The sequence below is a fragment of the Sphaerisporangium fuscum genome, assembly GCF_018531465.1.
Lineage (GTDB): Bacteria > Actinomycetota > Actinomycetes > Streptosporangiales > Streptosporangiaceae > Sphaerisporangium > Sphaerisporangium fuscum.
Window position 1 is genome coordinate 1 of record NZ_JAHDTF010000063.1, and the last position, 16,550, is coordinate 16,550.

The 16,550-nt window shown below is 69.0% G+C and carries 13 protein-coding genes; 10 read left to right on the forward strand and 3 right to left on the reverse strand.

Annotated elements, in window-relative coordinates; all coding sequences use genetic code 11:
* Positions 1-92: 92 nt before the first annotated feature.
* Entirely contained in the window at positions 93-5,969 is a 5,877-nt protein-coding gene (locus tag KIK05_RS45410; RefSeq protein ID WP_214417152.1) for a VWD domain-containing protein, read from the reverse strand.
* Positions 5,970-6,179: 210 nt separating this feature from the next.
* Between KIK05_RS45410 and KIK05_RS45415 the strand changes: the two genes are divergently transcribed.
* Complete coding sequence (locus KIK05_RS45415) at positions 6,180-7,013, forward strand: TolB-like translocation protein (RefSeq protein ID WP_214417153.1); 834 nt, start codon at positions 6,180-6,182, stop codon at positions 7,011-7,013.
* 54 nt (positions 7,014-7,067) lie between these two features.
* Here KIK05_RS45415 and KIK05_RS45420 read toward each other — a convergent pair whose 3' ends face one another.
* Entirely contained in the window at positions 7,068-7,649 is a 582-nt protein-coding gene (locus tag KIK05_RS45420) for a type III PLP-dependent enzyme domain-containing protein (protein WP_214417154.1), read from the reverse strand.
* Positions 7,650-8,289: 640 nt separating this feature from the next.
* Here KIK05_RS45420 and KIK05_RS49345 point away from each other — a divergent pair.
* The 7 genes from KIK05_RS49345 (at position 8,290) to KIK05_RS47850 (ending at position 14,374) form a co-directional block, all read left to right on the forward strand.
* Positions 8,290-8,850 (forward strand): hypothetical protein, encoded by a 561-nt coding sequence (locus KIK05_RS49345; protein ID WP_214417155.1) that lies wholly within the window; start codon positions 8,290-8,292, stop codon positions 8,848-8,850.
* 127 nt (positions 8,851-8,977) lie between these two features.
* The gene (locus KIK05_RS45430; protein ID WP_214417156.1) at positions 8,978-9,682 is read left to right on the forward strand and encodes an alpha/beta hydrolase; all 705 of its coding nucleotides are present in this window, start codon (positions 8,978-8,980) and stop codon (positions 9,680-9,682) included.
* Positions 9,666-10,895 carry a sensor histidine kinase gene (locus KIK05_RS45435; RefSeq protein ID WP_250564551.1) on the forward strand — a complete coding sequence of 410 codons (1,230 nt, stop codon included), beginning with the start codon at positions 9,666-9,668 and terminating at the stop codon, positions 10,893-10,895. Before KIK05_RS45430 ends, KIK05_RS45435 begins: the two co-directional genes overlap by 17 nt.
* A complete protein-coding gene (locus tag KIK05_RS45440; RefSeq protein ID WP_214417158.1) occupies positions 10,883-11,521 on the forward strand; it encodes a response regulator transcription factor in 639 nt (212 codons plus the stop codon). The genes KIK05_RS45435 and KIK05_RS45440 overlap by 13 nt, the downstream gene beginning before the upstream one ends.
* 169 nt (positions 11,522-11,690) lie before the next feature.
* A complete protein-coding gene (locus KIK05_RS45445) occupies positions 11,691-13,049 on the forward strand; it encodes an erythromycin esterase family protein (RefSeq protein WP_214417159.1) in 1,359 nt (452 codons plus the stop codon).
* 303 nt (positions 13,050-13,352) lie between these two features.
* Positions 13,353-13,934, forward strand: coding sequence for a serine hydrolase domain-containing protein (locus KIK05_RS47845; protein ID WP_250564552.1), 582 nt, complete (start codon positions 13,353-13,355; stop codon positions 13,932-13,934).
* A gap of 80 nt (positions 13,935-14,014) precedes the next feature.
* Entirely contained in the window at positions 14,015-14,374 is a 360-nt protein-coding gene (locus tag KIK05_RS47850; protein ID WP_250564553.1) for a papain-like cysteine protease family protein, read from the forward strand.
* 61 nt (positions 14,375-14,435) lie between these two features.
* Here KIK05_RS47850 and KIK05_RS45455 read toward each other — a convergent pair whose 3' ends face one another.
* Positions 14,436-15,023: a Uma2 family endonuclease gene (locus KIK05_RS45455; protein ID WP_214417160.1), complete on the reverse strand. Its 588-nt coding sequence runs from the start codon at positions 15,021-15,023 to the stop codon at positions 14,436-14,438.
* Positions 15,024-15,384: 361 nt separating this feature from the next.
* On the opposite strand from KIK05_RS45455, the gene KIK05_RS45460 reads away from it, so the two are divergent.
* Together KIK05_RS45460 and KIK05_RS45465 are read left to right on the forward strand one after the other, a co-directional pair.
* Positions 15,385-15,645, forward strand: coding sequence for a hypothetical protein (locus tag KIK05_RS45460; RefSeq protein ID WP_214417161.1), 261 nt, complete (start codon positions 15,385-15,387; stop codon positions 15,643-15,645).
* A complete protein-coding gene (locus KIK05_RS45465) occupies positions 15,642-15,956 on the forward strand; it encodes a type II toxin-antitoxin system PemK/MazF family toxin (RefSeq protein ID WP_214417162.1) in 315 nt (104 codons plus the stop codon). Before KIK05_RS45460 ends, KIK05_RS45465 begins: the two co-directional genes overlap by 4 nt.
* Positions 15,957-16,550 lie beyond the last annotated feature (594 nt).

Consider the following 16,550-nt stretch of genomic DNA (forward strand, 5'->3'; position numbering starts at 1 on the left):
TTCTCCCCGCCCGGGCCCCCCCCCGCCCCGGGGGGGGGTTTTGGGGGTCTGACCCCCCCCCCCCCCCCGCCGCCGGCGCGGCATGTCCCGATCTAGCTCGCGAGGGCGAGTTTGACGGTCAGGGAGCCCGTCTTTTCGGACAGCGGGTTGAAGAGGATGGTGTAGGTGCCCGTGGTGGGCAGAGTCGTCGCGGAGATCGTGCAGTTGCGTCCGCAGTAGGTGGGGTTGACCAGCACCGTGCCGTCGGGCTTCTTCACCGATACCTGGGCGTCGATGGAGCTGGCGAAACTGGCGTTGGTGAAGGTGAAGGTGACCTTCTGGTTGGCGGTGCCGTTGAAGGTCCAGGTTCCGTTCTGGCCTGGGGTCGTGGTGGTCAGGGTGGAGGTGGCGCCGCCGATGGTGATGCTCGTCGGGGAGAGGTCGGTGACCGAGTAGGTCTTCAGCGTCAGCTTGCCGACCTGCTCCTCTCGCGGGTTGAACTCGACGGTGTAGGTGCCGGTGGCCGGGAGGGCCACCGAATCGAGGAAGCAGTTACGGCCGCAGTAGGTGGCCGCCACCAGCACGGTGCCGTCGGGCTTCTTCACCGTCACCTGGGCGCCGGTGCTGTTGGCGAAGTCGGCGTCGGTGAAGTTGAACGAGACGAGCCGGCCCGAGGTGCCGGAGAAGGTCCAGGTTCCGTTCTGGCCTGGGGTCGTGGTGGTCAAGGTGGAGGCGGCCCCGCCGAGGGTGACGGTGCCGGTCAGGTGGGTGACCGAGTAGAGCCGCGCGGTCAGCTTTCCGACCTTCTCGTTCTGCGGGTCGAATTCCACCGTGTAGGTGCCCGCGGTCGGAAGGGCCACCGGCTCCAGGAAGCAGTTACGGCCGCAGTAGGTGGCCGCCACCAGCACCGAGCCGTCGGGCTTCTTCACCGTCACCCGGGCATCGATCGCGCCGGCGAAACTCGCGTCCGTGAAGTTGAACGAGACCAGCTGCCCCGCGGTCCCCGAGAACGACCAGGTTCCGTTCTGGCCCGGTGTCGTCGTGGTGAGGCTGGAAGCGGCCCCGCCGACGGTGACGGTGCCGCTCAGGTGGGTGACCGAGTAGAGCCGCGCGGTCAGCTTTCCGACCTTCTCGTTCTGCGGGTCGAATTCCACCGTGTAGGTGCCCGCGGTCGGAAGAGCCACCGGCCCCAGCAAGCAGTTACGGCCGCAGTAGGTGGCCGCCACCAGCACCGAGCCGTCGGGCTTCTTCACTGACACCCGGGCATCGGACGAACCGGCGAAACTCGCGTCCGTGAAGTTGAACGAGACCAGCTGCCCCGCGGTCCCCGAGAACGACCAGGTTCCGTTCTGGCCCGGTGTCGTCGTGGTGAGGCTGGAAGCGGCCCCTCCGACGATGACGGTGTCGGCCAGGTGGGTGACCGAGTGGAGCTGCAGGGTCAGCGAGCCCGTCTTGCCGTTCTGCGGGCTCAGCTCGACCGTGTAGGGACCGGTCACCGGCAGCACAGTCGGCTCGAGCAGGCAGTTGGTGCCGCAGCGGGTGTCGGCGATCAGGTCGGTGCCGTCCGGCTTCTTGACCTTGACCTTGGCATCGATGCTGGAGGTGAACGTCGAACCCGTGAGGTTGAACGACACCTGCTGGCCCTCGGTCCCGGTGAACGTCCACACACCGTGCTGTCCGGCGGTCGTGGTCGTCAGCGTGGACGCCGTTCCGCCGACGGTGACCTGCGCCGCCACGTCCTGCGCCACGAGAGTCGCCTGTGCGGAGACCGAGCCGGTGTAGATGCCGGACGGGTCGACCACCACCTGGTAGGTGCCGTCCACCGGCAGCACGGTCGCGTCGAAGAAACAGGAGGTGGAGCAGAACTTCTTCGGCAGGAAGACCGAGCCGTCCGGTCCGAGCACCGACGCCTGGGCGCTGGCGAACGTCACGTCCGAGACCGTGATCGAGATCCGCTGCCCGGCCTTTCCTGCCAAGGACCAGGTCGGGTTCTGTCCCGGCCCGCTGGTCAGCTTGACCGGGGCGCCGCCCGGTGTGAGCGTCGCGGTGACGTCGCCCTCGACGACCTGCGCGGAGATCGACCCCGTGGCCGTTCCGTACGGGTCGGCGACCACCGTGTACGTCCCGGTCGCCGGCAGCGTGGAGGTGTCGAACGCGCACGACGGTTGGCAGTAGGTCGGCTTGAACAGCTCCGTCCCGTCCGGGTTGCGCACCGACGCGCGCGCGTACCCGCCGCTGCCGAACGACCCGTCCGTCAGGACGAACGCGATCCGCTGCCCGGCCTTCCCGGCGAACGACCAGGTGGCGTTCTGTCCCGGCCCGGTGGTGGTGAGCTTGACCGGTGCCCCGCCGACGGTCACAGAGCCGGTGACATCGCCCGCGGTGACCTGCGCGGAGATCGACCCCGTGGCCGTTCCGTACGGGTCGGCGACCACCGTGTACGTCCCGGTCGCCGTCAGCGTGACCGGGTCGAACGTGCACGAGTCCTTGCAGTAGGTCGGCTTGAACAGGTCCGTTCCGTCCGGGTTGCGCACCGACGCGCGCGCGTACCCGTTGCCGTCCCACGTCCCGTCGGTGAGGGCGAACGCGATCCGCTGCCCCGCCGTCCCGGCGAACGACCACATGGCGTTCTGTCCCGGCCCGGTGGTGGTGAGCTTGACCGGTGCCCCGCCGACGGTCACGGAGCCGGTGACATCGCCCGCGGTCACCCCTGCCGTCATCGGCCCCGGCCGCGCGTCGGTCGGATCGACGACGATCGTGTAGGTGCCGTCCGAGGGAAGCGTGACGGTGTCGAAGGCGCAGGCCGTCGAGCAGTAGGTGGAGCCGTACAGTGGCGTTCCGTCCGGTTTGCGGATCGAGGCGTAGGCGGAGGCGGTCAGCCCGCTGATCCCGAACGCGATCCGCTGCCCGGCCTTCCCGGCGAACGACCAGTACGCGTCCTGTCCGGGAACCGTGGCCGTCAGGGTGGAGGGCGCTCCGAGCGCGACCGTCCCGGTGAGGTCGGTCACCTCGAACAGTTGCAGCGCGATCGACCCGGTCTTGGCGTCCTTCGGATCCCATACCACCGAGTAGGTGCCCGTGGCGGGCAGGGTCTCGGTGTCGATGAAGCAGGTCTTGCCGCAACTCTGCGACGCTATGACGGCCCCGTCGGGTCGCTTCACCCGCAGGGTGGCGTCGGTGCTCGAACTCAGGGTGCCGTCGGTGAACTCGAAGGAGACCTTCTGGCCGGCCGTCCCGGGGAACGTCCAGGTGCCGTACTGGCCCGGCTCGGTGGTCGCCAGCGACACCTTCGGCCCGCCGATCACCGCGGTCTTGACGACGTCGGGAGCGATCGTGCTCACGCTGAGCTTGTAGGCGCCGAACTCGTCCTCGTGCGGCGAAACCCGCAGCCGGTACGCGCCCGCGGCAAGGCCGTCGAGGCGCTTGGCACCGCACAGAGAGTTGGAGGCGACGGTCGCGCCCGCGGCGTTGAACAGCTCCCAGTTGAACCAGAGCCCCGGGCACTCCTGAGCGTCGACGAAGATCGAACCCGGCTGGCCCAGCGTGAACTGGTACTCGTCGCGCGCGACCTCGGTCTCCAGGTTGCCCGCCCCTGCGGCCGGGACGCCGTCCGAGGCCGTGAACGGCAGCGACACCGCGAACGTCTGCGGCGGCGTGACCTCCAGGTCGAGGTTGACGTTGTCGATCCCGAACGCCTGGTTCGAGATGCCCGCCACCCCGGTGGCCGTGGTCTTGAACTCGATCTGGCTCTTGTTGTGGGTGAACGGCACCGTGATCCGGTACCTGGCCCACGGCAGGCCGGTCGCCAGTTTCCCGGTCGCGGCAGGCGTCAGCGTACTCGGGGTGATCGTGTACGGTTCGCCGCGGTCGGTCTCGACCTGCACCGTCTCGATATCGGTGTCGGACGCCCAGTCGCCGACGGCCAGCAGGTCGAAGCTCAGCTTCCCGCTCTTGTGGGACGGCAGCGACTGCGCGAAGAACCGGTAGGAGTCGGTCCCGGTGAACGGCCCGGCGAACGTGCTCACCGCCGGATCGGTCGACACCCGCGACGGCCGCACGTTCGAGCTGAGCGCCCCCTGGAAGTCGATCGCCAGGTCCCCGTCCTCGTTGACGGCCTGCGCCGTCGGGTCGAGGACGATTTTCGTCTGCTCGGCGGCGGCCTTCGCAAACGAAGTGTCCGCGGTGAGCGCGATGTCCAGGATGCAGTCGTTGAACTGGAGGCCCGCCGGGACGCCGTTCGCCTCACACTGCGTGGTCGCCAGCTGGACCTGCTCGGGCGTCAGGTCGGCGACCGAGACGATGCTGGCCGGGAAGTTCTTGTTCGTGAAGGTCGCGGTGCTCTGGCCCGGACCGTAGGTGAACAGCGACTCGTCGTCGCTGATGCGCCAGGAGTCGGCGAAGCTGCTGTGCAGCACGGTCGGCGAGGCGTTGGCGGGCAGCTGGGTGCCGTCCCGCAGACGCAGGTCGTTCTTCGGGTTGCCGTCGGCGTTGCCGAGCAGGCCCACGAGGTCACTGTCGGGGGTCGGCGGCACGTAGAGGCTGGCGGCGCCTCGCCTCCAGGACAGGGCGGGGCCTGCGATGCCGTCGAACATGACGGCCCACTTGTCGTCCTTGCGCAGGATGAACGCGTTCTTGCCCAGGTAGAGGAGCTTGTCGGTGTCGAGTGTGCGCTTCTGGTTGTCGATGTACAGGTCGTTCTCGTGGAACTCGACCAGGTGGTCACCGGCCTCCATCGCTGCGTCGAACATCACCGACACGTCCCGGCCGCCGCTGGCGGGGCTGAGCCGGCCCTGGATCTCCAGGTCCCACTTGTCGGACTGGGCGAGAATGAACTCGCCGACGGACTGCAGGTCGTAGCCCAGGCCGTCCGGAGTGGTGAAGTGCGGTTCGCCCTTCACCAGGCTGCCGTGATGGGTGAAATACCACCACAGGATGAGGCCGACCAGCGCCACTATGCCGATCCCCAGCGCCATCTCGATGGTGGCGAATCCGGCGTCGATCAGGAACGCCCTGCCCGCCTGGCTGGCGAGGAACAGTTCGACCTCGGCGGTCAGCGCGGCCGCGGCGGCCTCGACGCTGCCGTAGGCGCCGACGTCCCCGGCGAGCGTGCTCGGGCCGGTGGTCCGGATGACCCTGATCAGCGGGAGCAGGTAGTCCGGCGGGTCCCACTTGAAATCGTCGTCGTCCTCGTCCACGACCGGGATCTTGGCGGGCGGGCTGTTAGGACTCGGCGTCCGCTTCTGCTCCTCGCACTTGCGCTCCTTCTTCACCTCCCGGATGTCCAGGAGACCGGAGGTCGGCGAGGTGGCCAGGTAGGTGGACAGCTGGTACCCGTCCTTGCCGTTGACCTTGCATGATTTGTTCTTGTTGTAGACCTGGAACCAGTCCTCGTAGCCGCCGAGCGCCGACCCGGCGCGGACGCCGTTGACGCCGTTGGCGGCGATCGCCGTGACGTACCGGCCGACCTGGCGTGCCCAGCCCTCATAGTCCGGGTTGCCCTTGACCTTGGCCTCGATCACCTCGGCGAAGCTGACGCCGACGCGGTCGTAGTAGACGATGTCAGGCCGGTCGGCGCCACCGCGGAGGGACGTCTCCCACTGGAGGTTCGGATGGATGATCCCGCCGGGCTGGGTGGGCGGCGGCGAGCCGCCGAGGAGGTCGTTCAGGTACTTGATGGCCCGTGCCTGCCCGATGGCCTCGATGCCGCCCGACGGGCTGCACTCTTGAGGCGTTTGGTAGATGTGGGTACCGAGCGGGGGACGGCTGACCAGGCAGTCCGTCTTGATCCGGCGGCGTGTGGAGTACATGCGGTTGAACACGCACTCCTTCTTGCCGCTGGCGCCGTTCGCCCAGCTGTCGCTGTTCGGGGGACAGGTCGCCGCGACTCGGGCGGCTGCTGCCGCCAGTCTGGCCATGAATGGTGGGTCTGGGACGGCGACCAGCAGCGACGCCACCAGCACACCCGCCATGATCACGCATAAGCGCCGCACGTACTCACCCCGTATAAAAGGAACGTAAAGGATCGCGGCGGGGAACGGTACACCAGAAGATCCGTTAGCGACAGATCTTGAATCGCCACGTTCAGTGATCGTTCACTAGGCTGCGGTCCGGATCCGCTCTTGGGAGGTACCGTGGTCGTCGACCGGTCGTGGGAGATCGCATTCGACGCGCTGGCTTCGCGGCCGGTGCGAGCGGCTCGGATGGTGGTCGCTGTTCAGGGGTTCGATCGGAACGCCGTGGTCGTGCTGGACGCCGACAGCGACGAGTTCGTGATCGTCCCGGGGCTCCCGGAGCATCTGTCTCGGGAGACGGTGTCGCTGTCGTCCGACGGGACCCGGCTGGTGTTCCTGGCGCGGCAGGACGACGGCGCGGGACCCATGCGGGTGGTGCTGCACGCCCTCGCCACCGGAGCGCGGCAGGAGTTCGCCTCGGACGATTTCATGCGGGCGGCGCTCTCACCCGACGGCACGCGGATCGCCGTCCTGGCCGACCTGTCGAACGGGCCCGGAATCCCCGGTGTGGGCGACGAGATCGCTGGCATCACCCTGATCGAGACCGCCACCGGCGCCCGGCAGCCGCTCTGGTCGGCCGAGGGCTACTGGGAGGAGGCCTCGATCAGCTGGTCCCCCGACGGGCGACTCCTCGCCGCCACGTACCTGACGCTGGACGACGTCCTCACCACCGTCGTCCTCGACCTCTCCGGCAAGGCGATCGGCGTCCACGAGGAACGGGTCGCCCTTCCCGGACCGCACTCCGTCTGGAGGTCCGACCGGGAACTCATCGTCTACCCGGAGCCCGACGACGAGAGCCCCCTCATCGCGATCGACGTCCCGACCGGAAGCGAGCGCCGCTTCACCAGGGGGAACTTCAGCGCCTACCTCGCCATCGCCGGCGGCCGGGTCGTACGCCCGGGATCTTCACCCGAACGGTTCGTCACGACCGACCTGGACGACGCCGACGAGCGGCCCTTCCTGACCTTCCACCCCGCCGTGTCGATCGACGCCCTCGACATCGCCCCGTCCGCCCTCAGGTGACCGGGCTTGGTGCCATGCGTCCTGCTGGTCAGAAGAAGGTTCTCACCAGGTCGATCACGCGGGGGTGGGGGCGTCGGCGTCGTCGAGGACGGGGATCAAGGTCCACTTGTCGAAAGCGGTGCAGGGGTGGGACAGGCCCAGGCGTACGGCGTCGCCGACGGAGACCGCCGCGTCGCGCAGGAAGGTGTGCTGGTCGTTGAGCGCGGTGACCTTGGGCCTTCCGCGCAGCGGCCCTCCGCCGCGCACCAGTTGCGGTTCGGGCAGCCCTTCTTCGTAGGGGAAGTCACGCTTGCCGCCGTCGAGGAGGGCGAGCGCCGGTTCCGGATGGAAGATCACCCGGGCCCACCCGTGCATCGCGCTGCGCAGCGGGACAGGCCCCGGCGCACCGCTGCGGAACAACAGGCCCGGCAGGCGCGGGCCGAGGCCGAGCGCGTTCAGGAACAGGCTTGGCAGCTGGTCGCGGAGCACGAGTGTGAACGCGGCAAGGCCGAACAGCACGCCAGCGGCGCCGAGGCGGCCCGCGACCGGATGGCCAGTGAGCTGGAGGCGGTGCAGCGGGCGGTCGCCGCCGAACGCGAAGAGACGGCCGCGCGGCTGGGCGAGCAGGACCGGCGGATCGCCGACCTGCAGACGCACTGGTCACCCGGGACGGCGAGCTGGCGCTGGCCCGCGAACAGGCCCGCACCGCTGCCCAGGGCGCACAGGCGGCCGAGGCCGACCGGGACCGCGCGATCGCGCAGGCCGAACAGCGCGTCCAGGCCGCCGAGCGTCACGCCCAGCAGGCCGATCAAGTTGCCGAGCGGGCGCGTACCGACGCCGAGCGGCAGGTGGCCGCGCCACACCGTCTACCAGGACCAGATCGCCGCAGTCACCACCCACGCTGAACAGGCATCGGCCCGCGCGGCTCGCCTTGAGCCGCAGGCCGAAGAGGACAGAGCCGAGCTGAAGACGCTGCGGGCCGAACTGAAGGCGCTGCGCGCCGAACTCGACGGCAAGACCGGCGACGCCGGCAGAAAGGAACGGCCCGCCTACCACACCTGCCGGCCCGCAAACTGCGGGCCTACCTGCGCCGGCACAACACCAACGCCCGCCACGCCGCCGGGGACGCCCTGCCAACGAAGCCGCCTGACCGACCCGGCGAACGTTCGTGGTCACCCTTAGGTCGATGCGATCAGACTCCGGGACTACCGTCGGCACGATGATGCGACTGCGGTCGTACGGAAGCGGGAACTCCAGGGGGACGCGCGAGCGGCCTGCATGATCAACGATTGGCCGCGTGATCGAGACCATCGCGGGGATCATGTCACCCCTGGAGATCCTGCTTCTGCTGGGCGTAGCCGGCCTGCTGTCGTCGCGGTGGTGCCCGCCCCGAGCCCGGCAGCCGGTCGCGCTCGCCGCGGCCGCGGTCGTCGCCCTGTCCGGGATCGTGCTGAGCGTGCGCGGGTTGCGCTGGCAGATGGCGCCCGCGCTCGCCGGCGTCCTGGTCGCGCTCGCGTTCGCCGTGCCCGTGCTCGCCCGACGCCCGGCGCGGCGGGTGAGACGGTGGCTCGCCCTGCCGGGAGTCGTGGTCTGCCTCGGCCTGGTTTGTGCGAGCGCGGCCGCCGCCTGGGCGGTGCCCGTGCCCGTGTTCCCCGGGCCGTCCGGCCCGTACGCGGTGGGCACCGCTGTGATGCAGTGGACCGACGCCTCTCGCCCGGAGCCCGCCACCGATGAGTCCGGCGACCACCGCACGGTCCTGGTCCAATGTGGTACCCCGCGCCCAAGGGCACGGCCGGTCCTCCCGCCCGGTATCTCGGCCGCACCGGGCGGGAGGCGCGTACGGTCGCCGACGGCCTGACCGGCTACATCGGCGTGCCCGCCTTCCTGCTCGACGACACGGTCCGGGCCCGCGCCGCCGCCGTGTACGACGCGCCCTCGGCGGCCGGGCGGTTCCCGATTGTGCTGTTCTCTCCGGGCTTGGAGGCGTGCGCACCCAGAACACCGCGTGGGCGGAGGAACTGGCCGGCCGCGGCTACATCGTCGCGGCCCTCGACCACGCGTACGACTCCGCCGCCGTCGTGCTCGACGATGGACGCACCATTCGCACACGGGTCGTGGCCACCGGTGACGACGAGGAGGACAGACGGCTCGCGACCGGCTGGACGGCGGTCAGGGCCGCCGACCTCAGCTTCGTCCTCACCCAGCTCGGCCGCCTGGACCGCGGTGAGATCCCGGGCCTCCTGACCGGGCGGCTCGACGTCCACCGGGCCGCGGCGACCGGCCACTCCCTCGGGGGCGCCGCCGCCCTGCAGGCCGCCCGCCAGGACCCCCGGTTCGCAGCCGTCATCGACATGGACGGCTTCCCGCGAGACCCCGCACCGCAACCGTTCAACCAGCCAGTGCTCGCGCTCACCCACGACGTGAAGCCGGGCGAGGAGCCGGACTACATCCCTCGCCTCACGCGGGTGCTCCAGCTCAGCACAAAGACGAGCTACCGGCTCACCGTCCCCGGTTCGGCACACCTCACCTTCACCGACGCTCCGCTCTTCCTGCCGCCGCTGCCCACGCTCATCGGCTCCCTCGGTCGGACCGCCGGGCCACATATCACCTGCTGGCCGTGGTATAGCGGGCTGGAGCAAGCCGTGTCCCCTTTCACCTACTATGACCCTAGTGATGCGGGGAATTCTTGAAGGTCTGGAACGGCTGGCCGGAGGGCTGGGCACCGCGTTCATGGCCGTCGTCGTCGCGCTGTGCTGGCTGGTGGTGGCCGCGTTGAGCCTGGTCGGGGTCGGGCTGGCGCTGGTGCCGGCGATGATCGGGATGACCAGGGGCGCGGCCGAGTGGGAACGCAGGCGCCTGGCCGGCGCGGGTGTCGAGATCGTCAGCCCGTACCGGCTGCCTGCCGAGCAGCTGCCCAGAGGCTGGGCGGCCAGGATGCGGGCGGCCCATGCCGACCCGGCGACCTTGCGCGACCTGGGCTGGCTGGCCGTCTACGCCGTGGTGGGCCCGGCGTGCGGCCTGTTCGGGCTGGTCATGCCGGTGGCGGTGCTGCGGGAACTCACTTACCCGCTCTACTGGCAGTTGCTGCCGCGCGAGGATCAGCTCACCAACTTCGGCTTCCCGGTCACCACCTGGCCGGGCGCGATCGCCACCTCGGTGATCGGCCTGGCCGTCTTGGCCGCCCTGGTCCGTCTCTTCCCTGTGCTGGCGCGCCTGCAGGCGCTGCCCGCCAGGAAACTGCTGGTGCCGCACGCCTCGATCGACTCGTCGCAGCGCATCGCGCAGCTAACCGTGACCCGCGCGGGGGCGCTGCGCGCGCATGCCGTCGAGCTGCGCCGGATCGAGCGGGCCCTGCACGACGGCGCGCAGAACCGGCTGAACGCGGTCGTGGTCACGGTGGCCGCGGCCGAGCGTGCTCTGCAGCGCGATCCCGCTCGGGCCGCGCACGCACTGGAACGTGCCAGGAGCGCGGCCGAGCAGGCGCTGGCGGAGCTGCGCGGCGTGGTGCGCGCGATCTTGCCGCCGGTCCTGGAGGACAAGGGGCTGGCCGGCGCGCTGGACGCGCTGGCCGCCGGATGCTCGGTGCCCTGTCGCGTGCGGGTGGGTGAACTCGCCGTGGTGCCGTTGTCGGTGGAGAGCGCCGCCTACTTCACCGTGGCCGAGGCGCTGACCAACGTGGGCAAGCACAGCGGCGCCCAGCACGTGGAGGTCGTCGTTGAACGTGTAGGCCCGTTACTGCGCGTCCAGGTGCGTGACGACGGCAAGGGCGGCGCCCGCGATGGCGCGGGCACCGGGCTGGCCGGGGTCCGCCGCCGCGTCGAGGCCCATGACGGAACGATGACCCTGACCAGCCCCGATGGGGGGCCGACTGTGATCGAGGTGGAACTGCCGTGCGAGTCGTGATCGCTGAGGATGACGCGCTGCTGCGCGAGGGCCTGGTGCTGCTGCTGAGCGGGGAGGGCATCGAGGTGGCCGCGGCCGCGAGCGACCTCGAGGGGTTTCTGGCCGCGGTCGAAGAGCACCGGCCCGATGTGGCGGTGGTGGATGTGCGCATGCCGCCCACCCACACCGACGAGGGCATCCGGGCGGCCGTGGCGGCCAAGCGCCTGCAGCCGGGCCTGGGGGTACTGGTGCTGTCGGCGCATGTCGAGCAGGCGTTCGCGACCGACCTGCTGGCCGACGGCACGCACGGGGTCGGCTATCTGCTCAAGGAGCGGGTCGGCAAGGTCGAGCAGTTCCTTGAGGCGCTGAACCGGGTCGCCGGCGGCGGCACCGCCATCGACCCGGACGTGGTGGCCCAGCTGTTCACCCGCCGCCGCGACCCCCTGGAGGAGTTCACCCCGCGCGAACGCGAGGTGCTCGCGCTGATGGCCGAAGGACTGGGCAACCTGGCCATCGCCGACAAGATGGTGATCACCGAGGGAGCGGTGCACAAGCACATCCGCAACATCTTCGCCAAGCTCGGCCTGGCTCCCAGCGACCGCGTGGACCGCAGGGTCGCCGCCGTGCTGCGCTACCTCGGCGCCTGAAGCCGGCCTCTGACACCCGGCCTCTGGGAAACGGCCTTGTGAGCTGGGCCGCAGGCGGCGTGCGGTAGCCAGCACCACCATCGACCGGCCAGCGGGCGGGATCGAAACCGCCTGCGCCCATCCCTACGTTGGTGATTGCTTCATCCGACACCCAACGTAAGGATCTGTCTTGGCGAGCAACACTCTGCGTCGTACCGTGCCGGTCACCCTGGCGCTGGCGGCCTGTCTCGCGAGCGTGAGCGCTCCGGCATTCGCCACCCCTGCCCCCGCCCCCGCCGGCGTTGCCACGGCGGCCGTCGCCGTCGGTCAAGAGGGGGTGGTGGCGAACCTGGAGCGCCACGCCCAGGAACTGCGCAGCACCGTCCCGGGCGGCCCGTCCCGCGACCTGCGGGCGTTGTCGGCGATGACCAAGGGCGCCACCATCGTGGGGATCGGCGAGGTCACGCACGGCTCGAAGGAGCTGTTCACGCTGCGGCACCGGATGTTCCGGCATCTGGTGCAAACCCAGGGCTTCACCACGCTGGCGCTGGAGGCGACCTGGTCGGCCGGCGTCCGCCTGGACGCGTACGTGCGCACCGGCAAGGGCGACCTGCGCACGATCATGGCCGAGGAGTTCCAGCAGTCCTACGGCTCGTGGAAGACCCAGGAGTGGATGGACTTGTATCAGTGGATGCGCGACTACAACCGCACCGCCTCACGCAAGCTGCGCGTGATGGGATTCGATATCGGCGACGTCCATCCCGAGCAGTACCGGCGCATCCTCGCCTGGGCCGAGAAGCACGAGCCGTCGCTGGAGCCCGAACTGCGTCGCCGCTACGCGGGCCTGCTGGCCCTGCCCGCCGGTGTGGAAGAACGGATGAACGCCCTGGCCGCACTGCCGGCCGAGCAGCGCACCGCCCTGGCCGGCGACGCTCAGGCCGCCTACCGCCTGCTGGATGACAGCGGCAAGGTGAGCCCGCGGGTCCTGCAGGAGGCCCGCGTCATCGTCCAGATGTCCACCATGTACGCACTGGACGGCGCGGCCCTGCACCGTCACCGTGACCAGGCCATGGCCGACAACGCCGTGTGGTGGCAGCGCCACACCGGCACCAAGATCGTGGCGGCCGCGCACAACGGGCATATTGGCTACGTCTCGGCCTGGCCCGACCATTACCCGGTCACCCAGGGGGCCGTCCTGCGCTCCCTGGCCGGCACCTCCTATGTGGCGATCGGCACCACCATCCACAGCGGCCGCTTCCGCGCCATCGACCCCAAGACCGGCCAGATCGCAGTCTTCGACACCGGCGCCCCTGTCCCGGACAGCAGCGAGGCCGTCCTGGACCGGGTACGCTACCGCGACTACTACGTGGACCTGCGCCGCGCCGGCCGTACTCCGTCCACCCGGGCGTGGCTGGACACCGCCCGTCCGACCTTCACCATCCCGGCCACGTACATGCCCGAGCAGTTCAACCGGCCGCTGGCCCTGGGAGCGGCCTTCGACGTGATCGTGCACCTCAACCGGGTCGAGGCAGCCACCCCGCTGCCCTGACCCTCCTTCCCGCGGACTGGTCGGCCGATGGTGAAGCAGGTGGCATGGCTCCCCAGTAAGAGATGTTATGTAGTTGATTAATAACACACGGTGATCACAGTGTCGACCGCCGAGGGCCGCCGTGGCACTGGGGGCGTCTGCCGCCCTATGTGGGTGTTTGAGAATGGCGATCTTGCAGCTGGCGCGTCCTGTGGAGTGACCACCGCAACAACCCGCCAGCCGCGCACCTCGGCCTGACCCACCCGCGAGCCGCGATCAGCCGCAAACCCCGGTGATCCGGCGTGTTCCCCGGCCTGGGACCTGATGCCGCGCTCCGCAGGCCCCTACGGCAGGGTCATCGTCTCCGCCGGCGACATGGCCCGCCTGGCCCGCATGCACCTGGCCGGCGGCCTCGCCCCCGACGGCACCCGCGTGCTGTCGGCGCAGGCGGTCGCCACGATGCAGCGCCGCGTGGTCGACGTGCCCGACAAGTGGACGGTCTCCGCCGACGGCTGGGGCCTGGCCTGGACCCTCTACGACTGGGACGGCGTCCCCGGCTACGGCCACGACGGCGCCGCCATCGGCCAGTACGCCTACCTGCGCGTCGTCCCGCACGCCGGGCTCGCCCTGGTCCTGATGACCAACGGCGGCAGCGCCCGCCTGCTGTACGCCGGCCTGTTCCGTGAACTGCTCGCCGAGCTGGCCGGGGTCACCATGCCCGCCGCGTTCGGGCCGCCCGCGCAGCCGCCCGCCGTCGACCTCGCCCCGCTCCTGGGCACCTACCGGCGCCAGGGCGTCGTCATCACGGTCAGCAGAGGCGCGGATGGCGGCACGCGCATGCTGTACGAGTTCGTCGACGGCATGAAGGACATGTCACCGCCCCTGGACATGGACCTGCCCCGGTGACCGGTCCGTGTTCGCCGCCTCCGGCGCGGGCCCGGCCTTCGGCGAGGACCACATGCCCGTCTTCTTCTCCACCCTGTCCGATGGGACAGCCTGCGTGTACGTCGGCATGCTGGGCCGCCACCGGCACCTCCGTCACCGCCTACTACGGCTACAACTACAGCCAGAACCAGTTCTGCAACATGGCCTTCCAGCGCAGCATCGACTCGACCTGCCCGAACAACCAGGCGACGCTGGCCAACGACCAGACCGCGTTCCGCAAGATCGGCATCAGCGCAGGCAGCTACGTCTTCAACTACCTGACGTACGCGGCCATCGTCAGGGAGATCGACGCCAGGCGCCCGGTCATGGCCCGCATCGGGTGGAGCGGCAAGGCGGTCAACATCTTCAGCGCGGCGCGGCGGCCCGCGCACGGTCGAAGTCCGGCACACAGATCGCATTGATCGCCTTATCGTCCCCTTCGATGCGGGCGATCGCCTCGTCGGTCAGTTCCACCGAGGTCACTCAAGACACGAATCGTGCAGTGTCGATCTTCAGATCCCATGGGTCAGGGAGCACCAAAGAGTCTCCGAGCACCACAGCGACCTCGTGGCTGTAGCCGGTCTGCCCCGGATGGCTCAGGAGTCGCGCTGTCCGCTCCCCCGTGTCGATAACCAGGTAGAGCGGCACTCCGGCCTTGGCGCAGTTCCGCGGCTTCACGACGTGATCATCGATTCGTGAGCTTGGGGAGACGACTTCGACGACCAGGAGGGTCTCCTGTGCGTAGACGTTCTCAGCGTCCCACATTCGCGGGTTGGCCGGCACCACGGTGATATCTGGCCTATATCTGTCGATTTGCGCTCCGAGGAAGACCTTGATGTCGTTACAGGCCGTCCAGCCTTGTTGATCGACGAAGAACATGATCTGGAGGAGCAACTGGAAGATCACTTGGTTGTGATCAAGGGTGGGCACTTCCCTGATCACAATCTCGCCGTCGACGATTTCAACCCGCCGGTCTTCGAAAAGCTCACATACCCGCTGATATCGGAGCTGGAGTTCGCGCTGTCTGAGGTCGCGTGGTGTGCCGGCAAGTGACGCCAATACGGTTCCCATGTCGTCATCCCCTCCTGAAGACCGACCTACCGTGCGCGATCGATGACGAGACGTAACAGCAGCTTATATTCCGCCTTCCAGGCGAGCGGGGACGACTGGCCGCCCTCAGGCGCTGTTGGGACTCACCTGGGACGAGGATGGCGAGTTGGCCGACGGATCACCCGAGGCACTGCGGGAACGGTGAGTGGGCCAGCTCAAGTGCATCGACGTTGCGATCTGCAGATACATCGCACATGGAGAACCTGCTCGAGCGAGCGCGTTCTTGCCTGCACCACCGAGTGAGGGCCTCCCGTCAGTACGATCAAGGTGTAGTCCCGGCAAGCGCATACCGAAAGTAATACTGCGAGCGTACACTCGAGGTATGGCGAAAGACAGAACCTCGATAACACTGGATGAGTGGGTGCTCGATCTGGCTCGCAAGCATGCCGAGCGCGAGGGCATCTCGGTCTCGGCTGTCGTCTCGCGCGGGATCCTGCGTGAGGTCGCCGCCACCCACGACCCGCGGGCCCGTGCCGCTCTCTACGGTCCGGCTGCCGCCGCCGGCCAGGAAGCCGACGAACGCATCACCGCTGAAGACATCGCTGCGGCTGCGGACATCCGACGCGCGGAAGAGGCCGCGTGAGCGATCATCGCTTCGGCGAACTGTGGGCCGTACAACTCGGCGATCGTGAAGACACCCGGCTGATCGTCTCAGGGGACTTCTACCACACCCTGTACGGCGACAACGTCCTCACCGCCCATGTCGAACCCGCCGACATGGCCACCACGCTGACCGCGTTCGTCGTCGACATAGGAAACGGCCAGGCCGCCATGATTGACCGCATCTCCACCGTCGCGGCTGCCCGGTTGAAAGGTAAGGTCGGCGACCTCAACGACAGCCAGCTGCAAGCCGTACGCGGGATGATCGCGACCATCTTCGGTATCACCGTCTAAGGCGCGAAACAGGGCCGCCGTTGAGGGGCGAGAGCCAAATTACGTCAGCGCTTGCCCCTCAACATTGCCACCTAACCTGCACTCCAGCAGTCTTGCAGGTCATCCACCCGACGATCACCGCAGCGTCAGCGGGCTACTCGTGTCTTGCATGAACAGGGCCTTGTACGACGCGTACTACGCGGCGTCTAGATCTAGGATCCTGCCGCGTTGATGCCACTCCCCCGCCGGCCCACGGCACACGCCTGCCAATGGCCCTGACAGCGGGTCGGCCTGGAAGGCACCACGAAACTCGACTCAGTTTCCCAGCGCTCGGCCAACCAGGTCGCCGCGCAAGACCGGCAGATCGCTCCCTGCGACACCCTCCTGCAGGGGATGCGTAACGCCACCATCGGCACGAGGACACTCATGGTTGAGGAGGCCTGCTACCCGCTCGCCCTAGTAGTGCTTTGTTAGGTCGACGTGTCGTGGGGGACTGTAAGAACAACGGTGTAACTCCTGATCATGGAGGACACCCCTGATGAGTACTGTGATCCAGGCATCGACGGAGATCGACCTGGAGGACGCCACCGTGGCGCGCAAGAAGCCGGAGGATGC